Source organism: Halorubrum sp. Atlit-26R, assembly GCF_003666015.1.
Classification (GTDB): Archaea; Halobacteriota; Halobacteria; order Halobacteriales; family Haloferacaceae; genus Halorubrum.
The window spans coordinates 187904-208901 of record NZ_QPLT01000001.1; the positions used below are offsets into that span (position 1 = coordinate 187904).

18 protein-coding genes are annotated in these 20998 nt (G+C 70.1%); 4 read left to right on the plus strand and 14 right to left on the minus strand.

What is annotated here, in order from left to right; all coding sequences use genetic code 11:
• Positions 1 to 30 precede the first annotated feature (30 nt).
• Positions 31 to 957 carry an ABC transporter ATP-binding protein gene (locus DVK07_RS00895; protein WP_121595285.1) on the minus strand — a complete coding sequence of 309 codons (927 nt, stop codon included), beginning with the start codon at positions 955 to 957 and terminating at the stop codon, positions 31 to 33.
• Between the two features lie 146 nt (positions 958 to 1103).
• Positions 1104 to 5135, minus strand: a complete 4032-nt coding sequence (locus tag DVK07_RS00900; protein ID WP_121595286.1) for a DNA polymerase domain-containing protein — start codon at positions 5133 to 5135, stop codon at positions 1104 to 1106.
• 102 nt (positions 5136 to 5237) lie between these two features.
• On the opposite strand from DVK07_RS00900, the gene DVK07_RS23180 reads away from it, so the two are divergent.
• From DVK07_RS23180 to DVK07_RS00910, 3 genes are all read left to right on the plus strand, one after another.
• Positions 5238 to 5411 (plus strand): hypothetical protein, encoded by a 174-nt coding sequence (locus DVK07_RS23180; protein WP_199719389.1) that lies wholly within the window; start codon positions 5238 to 5240, stop codon positions 5409 to 5411.
• Positions 5412 to 5478: 67 nt separating this feature from the next.
• Positions 5479 to 5916, plus strand: a complete 438-nt coding sequence (locus DVK07_RS00905; RefSeq protein WP_121595287.1) for a hypothetical protein — start codon at positions 5479 to 5481, stop codon at positions 5914 to 5916.
• A 26-nt stretch (positions 5917 to 5942) separates the two neighbouring features.
• Entirely contained in the window at positions 5943 to 6410 is a 468-nt protein-coding gene (locus DVK07_RS00910; RefSeq protein ID WP_121595288.1) for a hypothetical protein, read from the plus strand.
• 572 nt (positions 6411 to 6982) lie between these two features.
• On the opposite strand, the gene rad50 is transcribed toward DVK07_RS00910, so the two are convergent.
• From rad50 to DVK07_RS00930, 4 genes are all read right to left on the minus strand, one after another.
• Positions 6983 to 9676, minus strand: coding sequence for a DNA double-strand break repair ATPase Rad50 (gene rad50 / locus DVK07_RS00915; protein ID WP_121595289.1), 2694 nt, complete (start codon positions 9674 to 9676; stop codon positions 6983 to 6985).
• Positions 9673 to 11028 (minus strand): DNA double-strand break repair protein Mre11, encoded by a 1356-nt coding sequence (mre11, locus tag DVK07_RS00920; protein WP_121595290.1) that lies wholly within the window; start codon positions 11026 to 11028, stop codon positions 9673 to 9675. Before mre11 ends, rad50 begins: the two co-directional genes overlap by 4 nt.
• Entirely contained in the window at positions 11025 to 11411 is a 387-nt protein-coding gene (locus DVK07_RS00925; protein ID WP_121595291.1) for a hypothetical protein, read from the minus strand. The genes mre11 and DVK07_RS00925 overlap by 4 nt, the downstream gene beginning before the upstream one ends.
• A gap of 82 nt (positions 11412 to 11493) precedes the next feature.
• Positions 11494 to 11757, minus strand: coding sequence for a helix-turn-helix domain-containing protein (locus tag DVK07_RS00930; protein WP_004598708.1), 264 nt, complete (start codon positions 11755 to 11757; stop codon positions 11494 to 11496).
• A gap of 193 nt (positions 11758 to 11950) precedes the next feature.
• Between DVK07_RS00930 and DVK07_RS00935 the strand changes: the two genes are divergently transcribed.
• Positions 11951 to 13168: a proteasome-activating nucleotidase gene (locus tag DVK07_RS00935; protein ID WP_007995214.1), complete on the plus strand. Its 1218-nt coding sequence runs from the start codon at positions 11951 to 11953 to the stop codon at positions 13166 to 13168.
• Positions 13169 to 13229: 61 nt separating this feature from the next.
• Here the strand turns inward: DVK07_RS00935 and DVK07_RS24165 are convergent, their stop codons facing one another.
• From DVK07_RS24165 to DVK07_RS00970, 8 genes are all read right to left on the minus strand, one after another.
• A complete protein-coding gene (locus DVK07_RS24165; protein WP_255410457.1) occupies positions 13230 to 13361 on the minus strand; it encodes a hypothetical protein in 132 nt (43 codons plus the stop codon).
• A gap of 89 nt (positions 13362 to 13450) precedes the next feature.
• On the minus strand, positions 13451 to 14626 hold the full coding sequence (locus tag DVK07_RS00940; RefSeq protein WP_121595292.1) for a bifunctional oligoribonuclease/PAP phosphatase NrnA: 1176 nt from the start codon (positions 14624 to 14626) through the stop codon (positions 13451 to 13453).
• 124 nt (positions 14627 to 14750) lie between these two features.
• Positions 14751 to 15653 carry an NAD-dependent epimerase/dehydratase family protein gene (locus tag DVK07_RS00945; protein ID WP_121595293.1) on the minus strand — a complete coding sequence of 301 codons (903 nt, stop codon included), beginning with the start codon at positions 15651 to 15653 and terminating at the stop codon, positions 14751 to 14753.
• Positions 15650 to 16102 (minus strand): DUF5791 family protein, encoded by a 453-nt coding sequence (locus DVK07_RS00950; RefSeq protein WP_121595294.1) that lies wholly within the window; start codon positions 16100 to 16102, stop codon positions 15650 to 15652. The genes DVK07_RS00945 and DVK07_RS00950 overlap by 4 nt, the downstream gene beginning before the upstream one ends.
• 59 nt (positions 16103 to 16161) lie before the next feature.
• Positions 16162 to 19395, minus strand: a complete 3234-nt coding sequence (locus tag DVK07_RS00955) for a hypothetical protein (protein ID WP_121595295.1) — start codon at positions 19393 to 19395, stop codon at positions 16162 to 16164.
• Positions 19389 to 19985 (minus strand): hypothetical protein, encoded by a 597-nt coding sequence (locus DVK07_RS00960; protein ID WP_121595296.1) that lies wholly within the window; start codon positions 19983 to 19985, stop codon positions 19389 to 19391. The genes DVK07_RS00955 and DVK07_RS00960 overlap by 7 nt, the downstream gene beginning before the upstream one ends.
• Positions 19976 to 20434: a hypothetical protein gene (locus DVK07_RS00965; RefSeq protein ID WP_121595297.1), complete on the minus strand. Its 459-nt coding sequence runs from the start codon at positions 20432 to 20434 to the stop codon at positions 19976 to 19978. The genes DVK07_RS00960 and DVK07_RS00965 overlap by 10 nt, the downstream gene beginning before the upstream one ends.
• A gap of 21 nt (positions 20435 to 20455) precedes the next feature.
• The gene (locus DVK07_RS00970; RefSeq protein ID WP_121595298.1) at positions 20456 to 20956 is read right to left on the minus strand and encodes a hypothetical protein; all 501 of its coding nucleotides are present in this window, start codon (positions 20954 to 20956) and stop codon (positions 20456 to 20458) included.
• Positions 20957 to 20998 lie beyond the last annotated feature (42 nt).

Genomic DNA, 20998 nt, shown 5'->3' on the forward strand with positions numbered 1-20998 from the left:
TGTTTAGGTGTGTCGCGTGCCCGCATTCGGTTACGCCGCCTCGAAGGCGTCCTCGCGGACCCAGTCGTACCCCTCGTCCTCCAGCTTCTCGGCGAGCTCCGCGCCGCCGCTCTTGACGACTTCGCCGTCGAGCATGACGTGAACGTGGTCGGGTTCGACGTAGTCGAGGATGCGCTGGTAGTGGGTGATCTGGAGGATGCCCGTGCCCTGCTCGTCGCGGAGCGCGTTGATCCCCTTCGAGACGTCCTTCAGGCGGTCGATGTCGAGCCCGGAGTCGATCTCGTCGAGCACGGCGACGCTCGGCTCCAGCATCGCGGCCTGGAGGACCTCGTTCTGCTTCTTCTCCCCGCCGGAGAAGCCGGCGTTGAGGTAGCGCTGCATGAACTTCTCGTCCATGTCGAGCAGCTCCATCTTCTCGGAGAGGATCTCCTGGAACTCGGCGACGCCGATCTCGCCGTCGTCCGCGGGGCCCTCCATCGGAGAGGTCTCGTAGCCCTCGTCGTCCTCGTCGTCGGCCTCGGCTTCCTCCTCCTCGTCCTCCTCTTCGAACAGCTCCTCGCGCTCGTCCGCTTTCGCGTTGAGGGCCTGGCGGAGGAAGTTCGTCATGGTGACGCCCTCGATCTCCGCGGGGTACTGGAAGCCGAGGAAGATGCCGAGCGCGGCGCGCTCGTTCGGCTCCAGCTCGAGCAGCTCCCAGTGGTAGTCCTCGTCGTCGAGGTCGGCGTCGACGTCGGCGACGTCCTCCTCGCTGAGGTGGAGGAGGATCTCGCCGCCGGTAACCTCGTACGCCGGGTGGCCGGCGATCACCTTCGCCAGCGTCGACTTGCCCGAGCCGTTGGGGCCCATCAGCGCGTGGATGTCGCCGGACTCGACGGTCAGGTCGACCCCGAGAAGGATGCGTTCGCCGCCCTCTTCCGCCACTCGTGCGTGAAGATCGTTGATTTCGAGAGTAGCCATATGTATTCTCGTGCCTCGTACGTTAACGGTGGGGGTTGAGGGGGTTAATGGTTACGAATCTCCCCGTCAAAAATCGCAGATCGACCAAGAAATTTTCTACCAATCGAAAACTGCTTTCGACGAGCGGCGTTTCGCCTCGCCGTCGGTCACATGAACGAGCCGAGGCCGGTCTGCTCTTGGCCCGTCTTGACCTCCTCCCACGACATCCCGAGCGCCTCTATCACGCGCTCGATGGGGCCCTTCAGCGTCTTGTCCAGCATCTTCTCCCAGTCGACCTCGAACTCCTCGGGCACTTGGTCAGCGTACTCGAAGCAGATCACGTCGGGGTCGCGTTTGAACTCCCCGTACAAGTGGTCCCGCTGCGGGTCGAGCCCCTCCTCGTCTTCCATCCGCGCCCAGAAGTCGGGGTGGACCTTCTCGATGTAGAGCCGCTTCGGCTTCGACCCGCTCCCGAAGTTCGTCCCGAGCATGAGGTTGGCGTACTTCGCGCCGCGGACCTGCGCGGTCGGCGTGTCGTAGGCGTCGAGCTTCTTGCCGATCCCGCCCGGAATCCCGATCTCGTCGAGGTCGACGTCGCCGTCGAGCACGCGGGCGATGACGTCGACGAGGTACGCTTTCACCTCCTCTAAGTCCTCGTCGATGTCGTCGCCCGTGACGATCGTCTCGATGACGTTCTGCTGGACCTCCTTCGTGATGCCGGCGATGTCCGAGCGCTTGTACTCGAAGCCGGTGATGTCGATGTCGTCGACGTCTTTCCCCTCCTTCCAGATGATGTGACCCGCGTACCGCTTCTTCTTGCCCGCTTGGAAGAACCGGCGGTAGAGCTTCTCGAACTCGATCTCGAAGCGGTGGAACTCGGCGTTTAATTCGTCGCGCGCGAAGTCGTCGTAGCGCTCGTTGATGTGGTCCTCTATCTCGAAGGAAGTCTCGATCGCCTCTTCCTTCGACATGTCAGATAATGACAACATAACGCTGTCGGTATCACCATAAGCTACCTGATAATTAAGCTCCTCCGCGGCCTCCTCGGTGAAGTCGATAACTTCGCGACCGGTCGCCGTGACAGCTGCTGCGCCCTCTTTGTCGTAAAGCCGGAACCGATCCCAACCTGTCACCCCATAGAGTGATTGGCCGACGAACTGGAACTTCCCGTTCCGCCCCGCGAGGAGCGTGTGGTTGTCTTCGACGGTCACGCAGTAGACGCCGTCTTCGGCCTCGCTTCGGCTTCCGCTCCGGTGCATTCGAAGCGTGTTCTTCGCGCTTTCCGTGACGTAGATCCGCCAGCTCCCGCTGTCGCGATTGTAGCTCGCGGTGAGTCCGAGGTGGGCACACAGACGGAGCACGTCGTCCCGTAACGTCTCGCTCGACGTCGTGTACCGCCACGACCCCGGTTGCCGGTCGCCATCGCCGTCGATCAGCGTCTCCAGGAACGCGCGTTTCTGCGCCCTCGTCGCCTCGAAGACGCGGTCCGGGATCCGCTTCTCGAAGCTCCCGTCGCCGCAGCGGTCCCGGAGGAGGTCCCCGAGCAGCGCCGAGGTGAACTGATAGCTGCGGTCGTCCACGTAGTAGTCCAGCCCCATCCGGTCGAGGAGCTGGCCGATCGTCTCGTGGTCGGAGTCGCCGCCGTCGGCTACCGCGTCCTGTGCGATCTGTATCATCGTCGCGGAGCCGCGGAGATTGTCGCCGAACCGCTTCTCTTCGGAGGTGTATACGTTCCCTTCCGTGACGTACCACGCGAGCAGTTCGAGGAAGTCGTCGCCGTCGAACGTCCGCGGGATCCACTTCCGCCCGGACTCGCGGTGGACGAAACTCGTCTCGCACACCGACTCGACGTACTCACGGTGTTCCTCGAACTCCGAGGCGGTGAACACGTAGCCGGTCTCGCCGACGTCCGCCTTCGGCACGCGTCGCGGCGTCCAGCCGAGTTCGGCGGTGAACGTGTGACCGTGGACGCTCGGCCGGACCCACACCTCGTACTCGCCGTCGACGAGTTCGGTCAGATCGACCTCGTCGATCCGTTCGCCGTCCGGCCCGTCCCAATCGTGAGGTAGTTCGTAGTTCGTCGCCCGGTCGAGGTCGCCCGCCTCCACGAAACTGTACCCGTCTTCGGTGATCCCGTTCGTCTCGTTCTTTCGGACGAGCATCCGGTGGTTCGGCGTCACCCGGAAGTCGATCTTCGACGTTTCGATGTCGACGAGTTCGTCTCGGTAGTCCGGGTACGCGTGGGTCTCCTCGACGGTCTTGACCGCCATCTCCTCCGTGTCGGGGTCGAGCGAGTACACGGCGTCGCCGACCTCCAAGTCCGTAATCGACCGAACGCCGTCCGGGGTTACGACCTCGGTGTCCGGCGTGAAACAGTTCATAATAACCTTGACAGAAGCCTGCTGCCGGTCGTACTGCTCGTACGGCTCGGTCCCGGGGTCGTGGTCGTTCCGGAGCGCCTTCTTCTCCTCGCGCTCGGAGAGCAGCTCGTCGACCATCTCGCGCATGATCCCGTCCGGCTGCTTCCGGAAGTGGGTCCCGTTGGGCGCGACGTACGTCTCGCCGTCGTACTCGTCGGGGTCGACCTTCGTCTCCGGCCCGGCGTTGATCGTCACCATGCACATCGGGTACAGTGACTTCAGGTCCTGGACCGTCACCATCTCCTTGACGCCCGTGATCGGCTCGAAGACGGCGCCGCCCTCGAAGTCTTCCGACTCCTGTTGGCCCTTCGTCGGCAGCGCGAACTTCCCGAACGCCTTGTGGAGGACGTACATGTCGACGGTGTCGCCGGGCGTCGGCGCGTCCTCGATCTTGCAGCCGACGAAGGTGCGCACCTCGTCCCAGAAGGCGATCACGTCCTGTTTCCGGTCGATCTCGACGCACAGCTCCACGTCACGAATGCTGTACTCCAAGAGGCGCTCGGGGTCCTGCTCCCAGAGGTCGCCGATGTCGCCCGTGTAGCGCTCCTTGCCGACGCCGAGCTCGCGCTCGCCGACCGCGTCGAGGCGGTACGACTCCAGCTCGGTGAACATCGTGCGCTTGTACGCGTACAGCAGGTCGAAGACGACCCGGCCCTTCACGTCGGGGCCACCCCACCCGGAGCGCCACACCTCGCCGATCCGGGAGAGGCGGTCGACGGAGAGGTCGTACTGACTGCCGTCGTCGAGGACCTCCATCCGATCGAGGAGATATGGTGCGTCGAAATCTTCGAAATTCCACCCCGTCATAAGATCTACGTCGGTTTCCTGGATGTACTCGACGAACGCGTCGAGCATCGCGGCCTCCTCCTCGAAGGTGCGGACCCGGAAGTCGATCGCCTCGTCCCCCCCGTCGACGATCCCCTCGTAGTCGGGGAGGTCCTCGGGCGGCGGCACCTCGGCCTCCGGCGCGTCGTACAGCCAGACGACGTACTCGTCGTCGTAGGAGTCGTGGCTCGTGAGACAGATGATCGGCTCCTCGCCGTCCTCGGGGAAGCCGCGCCGGTCGTCCACCTCGATGTCGAAGGTGTTCACCCGCATGTCAGCGTCGACCTCGGCCGGTTCGAGGTGGCCCTCGTGGACCTGGATCGTCCCCTCGCCGTCGTCGAGCCGCCGCTCCTCGACGCGGATCCCGCCGTTGAGCCCGTTGTCGATCAGGAATCGGTTCGGGAACAGGATGTCCGCCTCGAAGCTGGTCTCGAAGTCGTCGCGGATGTTCCCCACGTCCCGGGGCGTCCGGGTGACGATCCGGGTGAGCGGCTCGCCGCGGATGCTCTCGTACGGCTCGCCGTCCGGGTTCTCTTCGCGGGTCCCGATCACCGCGTCGTACTCCTCGACGGGGTCGCGGTCGAGGTCGGCCGTGGGCACGTAGAAGTACGGCTCCACCCCCAGCACGCGGAGGTGTTCGACGACGTCGTGGTCGGCGTCCTCGACGTTCTCGGCCGGTCGCCGGCCGAACACGTGGACCACCGGGTACTCGTCGCTGCCGTACCCCTCGACGGCGTAGTCGATCTGGGTGATCATCAGCTCGACGGTCCCGGTCGACTCCGGGAACTTCGCCTCGTCGACATCGACCACGTCGCTGACGTGCCCGCGTCCGCCGCCGGCGACGACGGCCGCCTCCTGGGCGGCCAGCTCCTCCCGTTCGGTTTCCGTGTCGCCGTCGGTTCCGTCGCCCGCGTCCCCGGTCGACGAGAAGTCCGACAGCCCCGACTGAGTCATATCCGCCCTTCGGCGGCACCCGGCTAAAAAACTCGGCTTTCGGGTGCGGCGAGGTATCCCGGCACGGAAAGGCATATATTGTGTGATTACTTACCACGGTCTATGTCTTCGGACCCACGTTCCGAACCCCGGGGGACTCGCCCGACCGATTCCGACGCGGTCGACGCCGAGGTGGAGGCGTACGAAGACGACGGGAACGTGGTGCTTTTCGACGCCACGAACCCCCTCGCGTGGGTCGAAGCGAGCCGAACCGTGCGGCTCGCCGACGCGCTCTGAGGCGGCGGGCCGGCTCCCGCCGCGTCCGGACGGAACCCCTTTGCCCCGGCGCGGCGTACGCCCGGGCGTGTTCAGCCTCGACGAGGACGACGAGGGCGAGATCTCCGTCGGCGAGAGCTCCGACGCCGAGCGGGAGATGACGCCCGACATCCCCCAGGCGCCCTCGGTGAAGTCGTTCGACGACGGGGGCGACTTCGAGGGCGCCAGCGACGTGGACCGGGGGACCCTCCGCGCGTTCGTCGTCGCCGTCATCTACGCCAACGCCGCCGTCCTTCTCGTCGCGCTCGGCCCGATGGTGTGGTTCTTCGAGGGCTGGTCGCGGATCGGTCCGGCGCTGTTCGTCGTCGGTCTCCTGGCGGGCATCCGGACCTACCAGACGTACCGGGCGTGGGAGCGATCACGGGACGAAGACGCCGAGGCAGACGCTGAAGTCGCCGAGACCGACGGAAACGCCGAAACCGACGAGGGCGACTTCGGCCCCGACGCGACGCCCCCGGAAACGTAATGTCCGGCGAGCGCCCCTTTCCGACCATGCAGACGGTCCGCGACGCCGACGGCGAGACGTACCTCCTCGTGAAGCGATCCGCCGAGTCGAGCCGGGTGCGTGACCCGGCGACCGGCGCGGAGCGGTACGTCGATAACGACCAGATCTCGGTCGTCGACGGCGAGTCGCCGCTCGCGACCGCGGCCTCCGGCGTGCCGGAGCCGGTCCGGCGGACGCTCGGCGCGGTCCGCGACGACCGGTCGCTCGGCCTGCTTGCGGTCGTCGTCGACGAGGGGCCGATCGCCGCGATCGACCTCCTCGACGCCGCCGACATGTGCGAGTCCGACCTCCACGGGACGATCACGGAGTTCCGCGCGGCCGGACTGGTCGAGGAGACCGAGGTCGCGGGGCGACGCGGCTACGAGGCGACCGCGGTCGCGGTCGAGGCGCTGGGGCTGTTGCGGGACGGGTCGGCGGACGAGGCTGACGGGGTTGACGAGGGCGACGGCGACTGATACCTCACTTATAACCGCGATCTGCGGTCGGCCGCGGCTGTTCGCTTATAAATTGCTGACAGTAAACCGCCGTTGACTACTTCTAAAGCGCCACCCGCTCGTTTATAAATAACTGACCGTATATCGACAGCGAACACCTCCAAAGCCCCAGCCGGGAGGCGGGCGCACGCTCGCTGCGCGCTTCACTCGGTCGCTCACTTCGTTCGCTCCCTCGTTCCAGTGCTTACGTCGCTTGCGCCCGCCTCCCGGCTGCCCCTTTGAGTCCCACCCGCACAGCGACCGCACCTCACACCTCCCCAGCCTCGTCGCCGGCGGCTTCGCCGCCGGCTGCCAGAGGCGCGTCGCGCCTCGCTGCCGCTCGCTCGGGGCTCCCTTCGGTCGCCCACGTCGCTCGCGGCGTCCCTCGCGCGTGCTCCTCGCGGCCGCCGGTGGCGGCCGCTCGCAGGCACGCGCCGACATGGAGGGGCGGTCTGACGTCGCCGTCCCTCTCAGCGGCGGCGTCGCCGCGGGCTTCTACCGCTCCTGCCGTCGTCTGATATTTATAAAAAGACCCGGCGCAGCGGCGGTGACGCTCAGTCGTCCGCGAGCGACGCGACGTCGAGGTCCGCCGCGTCCTCCCGGCGGACGGTCGAGCGGTTCGAGCGCGGGTCCTTCTCGACGGTGACCAGCTCGTCGGCCGCGCCCACCAGCTCGTCGTCGTGGCTCACGATGACGATCTGGCGCACGCCGAACCCGCGCATCTCCTCGACGAGCCGGACGAGTCGCGAGACGTGCCCGGAGTCGAGGAACACCGTCGGCTCGTCGAGGATGAGCGGCGGGGTCGGCGCCGCGCCCTCGATCCCCTCCGAGAGCAGCCGGTAGATCGCGCAGCGCAGCGAGAGGTTGAACAGGGCGCGCTCGCCGCCGGAGAGCTGCTCGGGGTCGAGCGGCTCGCCGTCCTTCTGGTAGACGGTGAGGACGTACTCGCCGTCGAGCTCGATGTGCGAGTAGGCGTCGTTGCCGTAGACGAGCTCGAACGTCTCGTTGAGGGTGCGCTCTAACTCGGCCACGTTGCGCTGGCGGAGCTCCGCGCGCAGGTCGCCGTACATCGACTCCAGCTCGCTCGTCTCCTCGTGGAGCGTTTCGAGCGCTTCGACGCGCTCGCCGAGCGCCTCGCGCTCCTCGCGGAGCCCCTCTAACTCGCTGAGCTCGCCTTTCACCCCGCCGATCGCGTTCTGAAGCTCTTCCCGCCGTTCGCCGAGACGGTCGAGCTCCTCGGCGACCTGTTCGAGGTACTGCTCGGCGTCGGCTTTCCGCTCCTTCGCGTTCGCGACCGCGGCCTCGTCGACGGCCTCGGCCAGTTCGTCGCGGCGCTCGCGCTTGTCCGCGAGCCGATCGCGCCGCTCGTCGTTCACCTCGTCGAGGTTCTCCCGCTTCTCGCGGCGGCGCTCGATCTCGTCTTCCGCGTCCGCGACGGCGGACAGGCGCTCCTCGACCGCCGTCACCGCCTCGCGGGCGTCGTCGATCTCCGCGAGTTCGGACTCGAGCCCCTCGACGCGCTCTGCGGCTTCCTCTGCCTCGTCGCGCTTCTCCGCGGCGACCTCGCGGGTCTCTTCGGCCTCCTCCCTGAGGTCGGCCGCGCGCTCGCGCTTCTCCTCGGCCGACTCCCGCTTCCGTTCGGTCTCCTCGCGCTTCTCTTCGACCCGCGCTTCGAGGGTCTCGACCCGCTCGTCGATCTCGTCCAGCCGGTCCGCGGCGCTCGCGAGCCCGTCCAGCTCCGCGATCCGCTCGTCGAGGTCGTCCTCGCGCTCGCGGGCGTCCTCCAGCTCCGCTTCGAGCTCTTCGACCCGCTCGCGGTCCTCCTCGATCCCGCTGGCGTGCGGCGAGTCCTCGACCGGCTGCCCGCACTCGGGACACTTTCCCGCCGCGAGCAGCTCCTCTGCCTCTTCGACCCGCTCGCGGGCGTTCTTCAGCTCCGCCGACAGTTCGGCGATCCGCTCGCGGACCTCGCCCCGCTGGTCGCGCAGCGCGTCCCGCTCGTCGGCGACGCGGTCGCGGTCGACGTCCGCGTCGGCGGCCGCGAACCGCTCTCGGAGTCCGTCGGCCTCCTCGCAGAGTTCCTCGATCGAGGCCTCGCGTTCGTCGGCCGCCTCGGCCGCCGCCTCCGCCTCGTCGGCGAGGTCGTCGGCCTCGGACTCGATCTCCGCGGCGCGCTCGGTGCGGTCGTCCGCCTTCCCGGCGAGGTTCGTCGCCTGGTTCCGGAACGCCTCGGCGCTCACCCGCTCGTCGTCGAGCTCCTCGCGGATCGCTTTCTCCCGGTCGTCGAGTTCCTCGCGGCGGTCGGCGATCGCCGCCTCGCTCGCCGCGTCGAGGCCGGCGTCGTCGAGCCGGTCGTCGATCTCGCTTTCGATCTCTCCGATCCGCTCGCGGGCCTCGCGGATCGCGTCCCGGTGGTCGTCGCGCTCGCGCTCGGCCTCGCGGATCGCGGCCTCGATCTCGTCGATCTCCGACTCCACCGACTCCAACTCTTCCCGCTTCTCGGCGTGGGTCTCGAGCGTTTCGGCGGCCGCGTCGCGCGTCTCCTTCGCCTGCTCTCGCTGCGTCTCGTACCGGTCGATGTCGTCGGTGACGTCGCCCAGTTCGCCCTCCAGTTCGTTGAGCCGCCCGTGGAGGTCCCGGTCCTCCTTCGCCGCGATCTGCTCGTCGAGCTGGTCGAGCCGCCCGCGTCGGTTCTCCAGCACGTCTTCGACGCCGAGCCGGGCGTCTCCGGCGCGCTCGCGGTACTCCTCGAGCTTCCCTAACTGAAGCAGGTCGTCGATCGTGTCCTGTCGCTCCCGCGGGGTGGCGTTGATGAGCTTGTTCACCTCCCCCTGCCGGACGTACGCGCAGTTGACGAACGCCTCGGCGTCCATCCGCAGCAGCTCGGTGACGAACTCGCGGACCGCCCGGGCGCCGTCGCGAGTCACGTCGCTCCCGTCTGTCGATTCGAGCGTACACTGGTGGTCGATCCGGCCGTCGTAGGACTTGAGCCGCCGCTCGACCCGGTAGGAGGCGCTGTCGTGAGTGAACCACAGCTCCACTTCCGTCTCCTCCTCGCCGTTCGTGATGACGTCTTCGAGGGTGCCGTCGAGCGCCTTCGACCCGTACAGCGCGAAGAAGCACGCCTCCAACAGCGACGACTTCCCGCTGCCGTTGAGCCCGTGGATCACCGTGACGCCCTCCGTCAGCCGCAGGTCGGCGTCGCCGTACGGCTTGAAGTTCGCGAGGCGGACGCGGTCGAACTTCACAGGTAGTCCTCCATGGAGACCTGGCCGTCGGTCGACGCCGAGTCCGAGTCCGTCGCCTCCGCGGAGTCGGACTTGACGTCGGTGTTCGACCCGTCGGGGTCCGGTTCGTCGCTCCCGTCATCGACCGTTTCGTCGGCCGATTTGTCACTACCACCATCGACGGTCTCGCCCTCTGGTTCGTCGCTATCGGCGTCGCCGGCGTCGTCGTCCGTCTCGACGGCCTCGAACGCGCCGAGGTCCTCCTCCTCGTCGAGCCGGTCCTCGACCCGCCGTTTCACCGTCTCGCGCACGTTGGCGTCCGGGACGGTGTCCTCGCGAACGGCGCTTTCGACGTCGCGCGCGGCGGTCGACAGCGCCATCTCGTCGAGGCGGTCGCGGACCGCGTCCTCGGGGTCGGCGAAGCTCACGTCGACCTCGCCGTCGGCGTCGACCTCGCGCCGGTCCGTGACGCGCGCGATGAGCGCGCCCTCGTCGGTCGCGAACTCCTCGACGGCCGCCGGGGTCACCGGGTCGCCCTCGCCGGTTATCTCGACGTGGACGACCGCCTCCGCGAGGTCGTACTCGCGCACGCGCTCGCGGACCCGCGACTCGCCCTCGCCCTCGCGCAGCTCGACGGAGACGAAGACGAACGGCCGGGTCTCCAGCGCGCGGCGCCGGATCTCCACGCGATCGTCGCCGCCTGCCGCGTCGGCGTCGAAGACGACGAGGTTGTAGCCGCGCCCCTCGCGCTCGCTCGCGCTCGCGCGCTCGGTCGAGCCCGGGTACGTGACCCACGTGTCGGCGACCTCGGCGGTGTCGGGCTTGTGGTTGTCGCCGAGCAGCATGGCGTCGAAGTCGACGTCGCTCTCGGTCAGCACGGTCTCCGTGTCCCAGTCGGCGTAGCCGAACGGCTCGAAGAGGCCGTGCGCGACCAGGGCGGCGTAGTCGGCGTCGTGGTCGGCGAACGCGTAGTCGAGGTCGTCGCGCCGCGAGACGGGGACGTGGTCGAGCCCGTAGAAGGCGGTGTCGCCCACGACGACCGGCTCGTCGCCGAGCCGGGTCGCGAGGCCGAGGCGCTCGAAGAGGTCGAGCCACTGTCCGCCCCGGGTCGACTCGTGGTTCCCTACGACCGCGAGGAAGGGGATCCCGGCGTCGTCGAGCCGGCGGAGGACGGAGATGGTCCCCATCAGATCCCCCAGTTCGGGCCGGCGGTCGTGAAAGAGGTCGCCCGCGTGGACGACGGCGTCGACGCCGCCGTCGACCGCGTCGTCGACCACGGCCTCGAACGCGTCGAGGAAGTCCTGGCGTCGGACCGGCGAGTGGTACTGCGAGTACCCGATGTGGGTGTCGCCGGTGTGGATCACCCGTGTCATCTGTCCGCGTCTTGGCCGGTGTCCGGCTTAGGGATTCCGGGGCCGGAGCGGAAGTGGTCGGGGTCGGCGCTGGCGCCGTCATCACCGTCGCTGTCGTTGTCGCTTCCGTCGATGTCGCCCGTGGCCGCCCGCCGAAACCCTCGGTACGCCGCGAGCGCGTCGCGTCCGCGCTCGGCGGCGGCCTCATCGCCCGCGCGCTCCGCGGCGTCGACCGCGTCCGCCAGCCGGTCGAGGCCGACGGCATCGACGAACCCGGCCGCGCGCCGCAGGTCGGTTCGCGCGGCGTCCGCCTCGTCGATCACGGCGACGTACGGGCGTCTCGCGGTGTCGGTGCGCGTCGCGAGCGCGGCCAGGGCGCGCTTGACGGCGGTAGTCGAGACCACGGGCCGACTGGCGCGGTATCGAATATAAATCGTCGCGGACGGTCGTCTCCGACGCGACGCTCTGATGCCCGGAGTCCGACGCTCAGATGCCCAGCGAGTACAGCCGCTTCCGCGCGTCCGTGAAGGAGAACCGGGAGTCGACGACGCCCTCCTCTTCGAGCCGCGACAGCGCGTAGCGGACGGTCCGCGGCGGGAGCAGCGTCTCCTCGGCCAGCTCGCTCTGGGTCAGCGTGTCGTTGTAATCTAACACCTTCGCGACGAGCTTCGCGCTCGGCGGTAGGTCGCGGACGGCCGCCCAGCGGTCCGCGGTCCCGTCGTCGGCGGTGACGGCGTCGGTCGTGCTCATGCGTGGTCTGATCGTCGTCATGCTATCTGATAATATTTACTATCCATTTCAATTACTTTTGGTTATAACTCAAAAACCAACGATACCGATAGTCGCGGACGCAGACCGCCGCCGTTCGGCGTCTCGTTGGCGGAACGCCCCGTTCGTGCCCCCACCCGAAGCCTCTTATCCGCGAGACGCTTTAATAAACACAATGAGCGACACGGTCGACGACGTCGATATGCCCTACGACGAGGGAGCGGCGTCGAAACAGGAGAAGATCGACTCCCTACAGGAGCGGCTCGACGTCCTCGAGTCCCAGAACGAGGAGATGCGCGACAAGCTCCTCGACGCCAACGCGGAGAACAACAAGTACCAGCAGAAGCTCGAGCGGCTCACCCACGAGAACAAGAAGCTGAAGCAGTCCCCGCTGTTCGTGGCGACGGTGCAGGAGATCACGCCCGACGGCGCCGTGATCAAACAGCACGGGAACAACCAGGAGGCGCTCACGGAGATCACCGACGAGATGCGCGAGAAGCTCGACCCCGACGACCGCGTCGCGGTCAACAACTCGCTGTCGGTGGTCAAGAAGCTGGAGAAGGAGACCGACGTCCGCGCCCGCGTCATGCAGGTCGAGCACTCCCCGGACGTCACCTACGCCGACATCGGCGGGCTCGAAGACCAGATGCAGGAGGTCCGCGAGACCGTCGAGATGCCGCTGGAACACCCCGACATGTTCGAGGACGTGGGCATCACGCCGCCGAGCGGCGTGCTGCTGTACGGCCCGCCGGGCACCGGGAAGACGATGCTCGCGAAGGCCGTCGCCAACGAGACGGACGCGACGTTCATCAAGATGGCCGGCTCCGAGCTGGTCCACAAGTTCATCGGCGAGGGTGCGAAGCTGGTCCGGGACCTCTTCGAGGTCGCCCGCGAGAACCAGCCCGCCGTCCTCTTCATCGACGAGATCGACGCCATCGCCTCGAAGCGGACGGACTCGAAGACCTCGGGCGACGCCGAGGTCCAGCGGACGATGATGCAGCTGCTCTCCGAGATGGACGGCTTCGACGAGCGCGGCGAGGTCCGCATCATCGCCGCGACCAACCGCTTCGACATGCTCGACCCCGCCATCCTGCGCCCCGGCCGCTTCGACCGCCTCATCGAGGTGCCCAAGCCGGAGACCGAGGGCCGCGAGATCATCTTCCAGATCCACACCCGCAACATGAACCTCGCCGACGGCGTCGACTTCGCGGAGCTGGCCGAGCTGACCCCGGACGCCTCCGGCGCCGATATCAAGGCGATGTGTACCGAGGCGGGGATGTTCGCCATCCGCGACGACCGCACGGAAGTCACCCTCGACGACTTCCTCGAGGCCCACGAGAAGCTCAGCAAGGACGAGGAGACGAGCGCCGACGACTCGCTGGCGTTCGCCTGATCCGGTCGTCTTCGCTCCGATCCGGAAGCCGCCGTCGACTCGATTTCTCTCTCGACCGTCCTCACAGCGCCGCGATCGCGAGGGACGGGACCGCGAAAACCAGCAGGAACACCAGTCCGGCCGCGAGCGCGTAGCCCGCGCCGACGCCGGCGAGCGCGAGCCATCCGTCGTCGAGCGCGTCAGCGACGTTCATACCGGAAGAACCGCGGCTCGGAACTTAAATCCGGGCGCTCGCGTCCGGTGTGGCCGCCTCGGTTCCCCGTTCCGCCGCGCCGGTCCCGGTCACACGTCGCCCGCCATCGCCCGGAACAGCCCGTCGGCGAGGGCGTCGCGGTCGACGGTCTCCGGCTCTCCCTCCCCGGTGGGGTCGACCTCCGGGTCGATCGTCCCGCCGCCCATCCGGGAGTGGCCCCCGCCGTTCCCGTTGTCGACGTCGCCTAACACCGCCGCTATCGCGTTGCCCATGTGGACCCGGTCGTCGCGCGACCGCCCCGAGAGGTGGACGGTCCCGTCCCGCTCGCCGATCACCACGACGGCGCTGACTCCTTCGAGCTGGATCAGCTCGTCCGCCGCCTGCGGGATCGCGTCGACGTTGTTCACGCCGCCGACGTCGGCGACCCCGAACGACCCCTCGACGCGCCGACCCGCGATCGCCCGGGCCTTCACCTCCAGCACCTCCGCGTCGACCGCGGGGTTCGCGATGCGGTCGAGGCGGTCCTGGTCGACGCCGGGGTAGAGGTAGGCGGCCGCCGCGAAGTCGGGCTCGCTGGCGCCGACGGTGAGGTGTTTCGTGTCGGCCAAGATCCCGTACAGCAGCCCGGTCGCCGTGTCCGTCGACAGCGTGAGGTCGCTCGCCGTCTCGCTCGCGTGCTTGTCGGGGGGCACGGGGACGGCGTCGTTGTCTTGGAAGTACTCGGAGACGACCGACGCGGTCGCGCCGTAGTCGGTCCGCACGTCGGTGAACGACTCGCCGCCGCCGTCCCCGGGGTGGTGGTCGACGACCGCCGTCGGCAACACGCCGTCGGCGCCGGCGAACCCCCGCGGCTCGTTGTGGTCGACTAAGACGACCGACTCCGCCGCGAGGTCGCTCACGTGTTCGATCGGCTCTAAGTCGAGGTCGAGGACGGTCCGAAACGCCCGGTTCTCCTGATGACGGATCTGGCCGGGGTACTGAACGGTCGCGTCGACGTCCACCTGGTCGGCGAGCGAGGCGACTCCGACCGCGGCCGACATCGCGTCGGGGTCCGGGTTCGGGTGCATCAACACCGTGATCTCGTCTTCGTCGGCCAGCAGTCGGCGGAACCGCACTCCCGGCGTGCGGCGGGACCGCAGCACTACCACCCCGGCCGCGACGGCGATCAGGACGACGAGCGCCGCGGCGACGGCGAGTTCGGGATTCTCTCGGGCCATGGCCTCCGCCTGCGAGAACCGGTCGCCGACCGCGCTCATCGCTCGCATGGGTAGTGGCGAATCGCTCCCGACACATGAAGGTTCGTTACCGTTCCGACGGAGTTGAACCGACGAAAATCGGCCGTTTTCGGGCGGTTACACACCGAACTGGCCGCGGTCCGGCCGGGGCGAGCTACTCGGTCCGCGCCCGGTACGCGCGCACGGCGTCGCGGTACCCCGACCGGAACGTCGGGTGGACGAACTCGTAGCCGAGCTCGCGGAGCAGCGCGTTCGAACACCGCTTGCTCGTTCGGATCCGGCGCTCCGCGGCCGCGGAGAGGTCACCGGCCGCGATCCGCTCGTCCTTCGACAGCTTCTCCGGGCGCGGGACGCCGCAGGCGTCCGCGAGCCAGTCGGCGAACGCGTGCTTGTCGACCGGCTCGTCGTCGACGACGAGGACGACGCGGTCGCGCGCCCGGTCCGTCTCCAGCAGGTGTCGGACCGACCCCGCGGCGTCCGCGCGGTGGACCATGTTCAAGTACCCGGCCGTCACCGGCCCCTCCACGTAGCGCTCCAGCCGGTATCGATCCGGGCCGTACAGCCCCGCGAACCGGACCACGGTCCCGTCGATTCCGGCGTCGCCCGCGCGCTCGATCGCGATCCGCTCGGCCTCGGCGAGGACCCCGGTCTTCTCCGTGGTCGGCTCGACCGGCGTCTCCTCGTCGACCCAGCCGCCGCCGTGGTCGCCGTACACGCCCGTCGAGGAGGTGTACACTAAGCGGTCCGGCGGAGCGGACCGCGAGCCGTACTCGTCGACGACGTTCGCCAGCCCGTCGACGTACACCTCCCGCGCCGCGTCGGCGCCGCGCCCGCCGGAACTGGCCGCGAAGACGACCGCGTCCGCGTCCGGCAGCGCCGAGAGCGACGACGGGTCGGTCGCGTCCGCGCGGACGGCCTCGACGTCGGCGGCGACGGCGTCGACCGTGTCCAGCCCGGCCTCGGACCGCCGAACGCCCGTCACTGCGTGCCCCCGGGAGTCGAGCTGGCCCGCGAGCGCCAGCCCGACGTAGCCGCAGCCGACGACGACGACCCTCATGGCTTCCGGCGCTCGATGACCGCGAGGATCTCAGCGAGCTGTCCGAGCGTCATCTCGGTCCGTCCTTCCAGCGCCTGCTGGACCTCCTGACCGGTGAGGTCGGCGTCGATCTTCGCGGCGATCGCGTCGACGTCGAGGACGGCGGTCGCCATCCCCATCAACAGGTGATCGCGCACCTCTGCCACCATCGCGTCGGCGTCGCGGTCCGGGTCTGCCGCCGCGAGGACGGCCGCCGCGTCCGCGAGCGAGAGCGCCGCGACGTCCCCGTCGCGGACGGCGTTCGCGTCCGTCTCGGACAGTCCGACCTCGTCGACGAGCCGGTCGCCATCGACGCTCGCCGCCGCCTCCGAGACCATCGTTTCGAAGGCGGCGAGCAGATCCGCCGCCGCCGGTTCGTCGGCGTCGACGTCGGGTCCGGCTCCGCGGCCGTCGACGACCTCGTGGAACATACCGCCACTCGGTCGCCGCGTCTCAAAACGCCTGCGGTCGGCGGCCTCAACGGCGCCCGTCAGTCCCCCTGCGCGGCCTCGCAGTCGTCGCTTTCCGCCGGCGACGCGGTCAGCGCCCCCGGGCACGGCCAGCCGCCGGAGGTCTCGTCGCGCGTTCCGCCGACGTCGCCGACGCCCGGCGGCCCGGCGGGGACGGCGACGGCGACGACCGTCCGCGTCTCGAACGCGACCGGCTCGGTCCTCCCGAGCGCGACCGACTCGCCGTCCACGTCGACGCTGACCGCGCCGGGTTCCCGGACGTACTCGAACGGGCGGTCTGGCGTCCCGACGTTCGCGCGGAGGACGAACCGCGGGTACTCCCCGCGCACCTCCACGTTCCACGCGTTGACCGTCGCCACCCAGTAGCCGGGGACGGGCGCGACCGGAAGTCCCGCCCCCACGGTCCGAACGGGCTTCGGAACACGCTCGTCCGGCACCGACGCGACAGCCTTCTGAGCGCGGGATTCGATCTTCGACTCGACCTTCTTCCGGCGAACCGCGCGGGACGCGGCCGTCGTCTCGTCGACGAATCGGGCCGGAACACGGACCGCGTTCCGCCCCGCCTCCTCGCGCGTCGCGACCCGGAGGTGCGCCGCGAGCCCGAGCCGCCCGGCCGACGAAAGGGCCCCGATCCGGGCCGCCTCGCTCGCGACGCGGTTCGCGTACTCGCCGTCGCCGACTGCGACGGCCCTCTCGCCGAGCGAGTCGTACTCGGCCGCAGTGTTCTCCAACACCGCGTTCCGCTCTTCGCGCGAGAGGTCGGTCCGCTCCGCGAGCCGGTTCGCCAGCGCGTCGTTGACGCGGTCAAGCGAGGCGTCGATCCGGCCGGCGAGCGCGCGTCGGTCGGCGCGCAAGTCGTCGTCGTCGGCCGCCGCGAGCGCCTCGTCGGCCGCGAGGAGCGACCGCCCGGCGACGCCGAGGCGGACCGTGTCGTCGGTGCCGAGGATCCGGTCGGCGATGCCGCCCGAGACGTCGCTGTACGGGAGCGTGACGTAGTTCACGTTCCGGGTCGCGAGCGGTCGCGTCGTCGTGCCGTCGACGCCCTCGACGCGCTCGCCGTCGACCGCCGTCCGCGGGAGGTATCCCGGCGACCCCTCCGGGGCGAACGTGACGGCGCCGCCCGGCCCCTCGTCGCCGACGCTGTAAGTCCCCGGGTCGCGGGCGGCCTCGCGGCTGGCGATCACCTCGCCGACGGGCGGTCCCCCGAACGCGTCGTTCACGCGGTCGAGCACGCCCTCCGTCGCCGCCTCCCTGTCTTCGGACGCCGATTCGAGCTCCGCGATCACGGCGTCGAGGTACGCGACGCGGGCGGCGACGCGTCCTCGGTCGACCGCGCCGTCGTATCTCGACGGGGCGTCGCGGAGCGCGTCCCGGCGGTCGCGCACGGTCGCGGCGAGGTCCCGGTACGGGGTCGACTTCCCGGCCGCGGTGTCCGCCATCGACGCCTCGGTCTCAATCTCGCGGACGCGCTCCGACAGCGACGAGACGTCCCTCGCGATCCGGTCTACGTCCGCGTCCGACCGGTCGCCGTACACGACCGTCGACCGCGTCTCGTCGCCCCCTTCGACGGCGTCGCGCGCCAGTCGATCCACGTCACCGTCCGTCTCGACGTTCAGGTCCGACCTCGCGGCCGCCGGGGTGTCCGCGAGGTCCGGGCCGTCGACGCCGCGACCGTCGCCGAACGTCGCCGTCGGCCTGTCGGGCGCGTCGTCGCGCGGCGCGTACGTCCCGGTCACCGACACGCGGACGCGGTACCGGTCCGTCGCCTCGTCGCGCGTCACGGCGCGGTCGACGCGCACGTCCTGTACCGTTCCGTTCGGTCCCCGCTCGACGACCCGTCGCTCCCACGTCGCGGTCGCGGCGCGCTCGACGAGGACCTCCCGGGTTGCGCCGCCGAACGACACGGACTCGCCGGCCGACACCGTCTCACCGTCGGTCCCCGTTCGGAGGTCACTCCCGTCGACCACGCGGACGCGCTCCGTCCGCGACGTGTCGACCCGCCGCCAGGGCTCGTCGAGCAGCGATCGGGGGCGGTCCGGCGTCACGGGGCCGCCGTCGGCCACCCGGGTCGTCTCCGTCTCCGCGGTCGCCTCGACGCGGTGGCTCGCCCGCACGATCGATTCGAGGTCGTCGTGGACGCGGGTCGCCGCGCGGTCGGCCGCGTGCCCGACCTCGACCGACGCGGTCTCGCTCGTCGCGTCCGCGCCCGGATCGAAGGCGGCGTCCTCGCTCGCCGTCTCGTCGCCGGTCGAAGCTGAGGTTCCCCCCTCGCCGTCCCCCGTCCCCGTCGGGGTCGGCGCTCCGAGGACGGCGTCCGTCCAGGCGGCCTCGCGGACGCCGGTCGGAGACAACAGGTCGGTCACGCCGGTCCGGGCGGTCGCTCGCGCGACGCCGCCGCGCGCGTCGGGGTCGCTGGTCCCGAACACGTCCCGCTGGACGCGGACGATCCCGGCGTTCGTCGACAGCTCGACGTGGCGGTTCGCGACGACGTTCTCGACGGGGGCGCCGGCGTACTGGCCGTACCCCCGTGCCCACGCTATCGCGTAGAGGCTGGCGGTGACCTGTCGCCCGAGTCCGGGCCCCTCGACGGGTCCGCGGTTGAGTCGGCGCTCGAACCGCTCGGTCCGCTCGTGGGCGGCAAGCGTCGGCACGGGGACCGTGACCGTCCGCGGTCGCGTCCGGTTCACGACCGTCCGACCGTTCCGCGTCGCGGTCGTCGCGACGCCCTCGAACGTGACTCGGGTCGCGGTCCCGTTGGCGGCCGGTTCGACGCGGACCCGCTCCCGTGCGGCGACGAGATCCTCCGCCGAGTCGACGGACGGGAGCGAGACGTTCGCCGTCACGGTACCGCGGTCGCTCTCGACCGCGCGCAACGCCTCGGCCCCGGCGAGCGCGAGCCGAATCCGGAACGCGTCCTCGAACGCGGACTCCTCGCGGACCGCCTCGGCATCCGGTCCCGCTCCCTTCGGTGCGCGCGTCACCGGCTCCGCCGCCGCGTCGTGGGCGGCCTCGCGGGCGGCGCTCCTGAGCGCGGCGGTGGCGTCGGCGTCGACCCGCTCCACCGCGCGTTCGACGCGGCGGTCCTCGCCGACCAGTCCCTGCTGGGCGAGCCCGGCGGCGTACGCCGAACTCGTCACGAGCAGCAGCACGCCGACCAGCGCGAAGGGCACTCGCGCCCGCTCGTCGACGGCGAACGTCCGCGGCCGCCGACCGAGCGTCGACCGTCGATCGTCCCGGCTCCCCACGGTCACCACCTCCGGACGACGATCCGAACCACGGGATCCGGACCGTCGGGATCGGACGCCGATTCGCCGTCCCCGTCCGACGGAAGCGGCTGTCTGACGACTGCGACGCCGACGGTGGCGTCCCGCGGTGGCTCCGGTCCGACGGCGACTATCCATCGGTCCTCATCCGCCGCCGTCCCGTCCGAGGCGGTCGCCGATGACTCCCCTCGCGTCCGGTACCGCTCCGGGACGCCGGCGATCCGCTCGTCCGTCCGCGTCGGCTCGTCGACGGCAACGTCGACGCGCGTCCGCGGGCCGACACCGGTTCGGACCGCACCGATCGCCCGGCGATCGAACGCGCCCTTCGCGTCTCCCTCGGCTGCCCCGTCGGCGATCAGCGCGAGCAGCTCCGCGCGCGTCGCGTGGATCCGTCGCGTCCCGTTCGGCGCGTCGTCGTCGGGATACGTCACGGTCGCGGTCTCGGAGACGAGCCGGTCCGCGGCGTCGGTCGCTGTCGGGCCGTCGGGGCCGCCGGCGTCGCTCGCGCCGAGCGCGACGACGCTCGCGGAGACGCACAGCAGCAGCACGGTCACGTCGAGGACGGTGCTGGTCACCGCCACACCACCGCCCGGAGCGTCCCGCGGACGTTGCGGCCGGGCGCTACCCGGACCGTCACCCGCCGCTCGGCGACCGCGACCGCGTCCGGAGACCTGGCCTCCGGCGGTCCGGGAGCGTCCGGGCCCGACGCGGCCAGCCACCGCTCGCCGCCCGCCTCCAGTTCGATCGCGGTCTCGGTCCCCGGCGCTTCGACTCGCCGCATCCGGCTCGGATCGACGACGCCGCCGACGGTGACCGTCTCCTCGACGCGGTCGAGCGCCGCCCTCGCGGCCGACCGACCGTCGTCGGGCGCCGCGTCCGCGAACGCGCCGGCGTACAGCCCCAGCGCGAGGCCGACGACCACAACCGCAACGAGCGCGGCGGTCGGTTCGACGGCGGCGCGGTCGGCGGTCGAGAACGTCGCGCCAGATCGCTCCGGCGCATCCGGCGTCTCCGATCTGTCCGACCTCACGAGAGCATGTAACACCCGAGATCACCCCACGAGCGTGACGCGGACGTCGCCGTAGTGGACCCGTCGAACCGTGACCCGCTCCGGCGCGGGCGTCCACGCCGCGTCCGCCGATCGCGCGCGCTCGGCCGCCGCCGCGAGCGCCGCCGGATCGTCGAACGCGGCGTCCGGGGGAGCGCCGGCGAGGACGCGCCGAAGCCGTGCGTCCGTCGTCGCCTCCGGGCTCACCCCCGCCGCCGGCCGGATCACCGGCGTGATCCGCGGGGCGTCGAGCGGTGCCCGCGCCGTCCCCCGATCGTCGCCGAGCGAGACGGACCCCTCCGCGAGCCGGAGCCGCTCCGCGGCGATCCCGTGTTCTGCTGTCGCCGGGTACTCCCCGTCCGCGACCGAGTCGATCGTGCGCGCTACACCGTCGGCGTCCGGCGGCGGCGAGGCCGGAAACGAGGCGGCCACGCCGACGGCCGCGACGCTCACGACGGCCAGACCGAGCCACGCGTACGTGGCGTCGAGGTGCGTCTCGAACATGGCGCGGCTGGCCGCGGCTTGGTATATAAATGATCGGCGCGG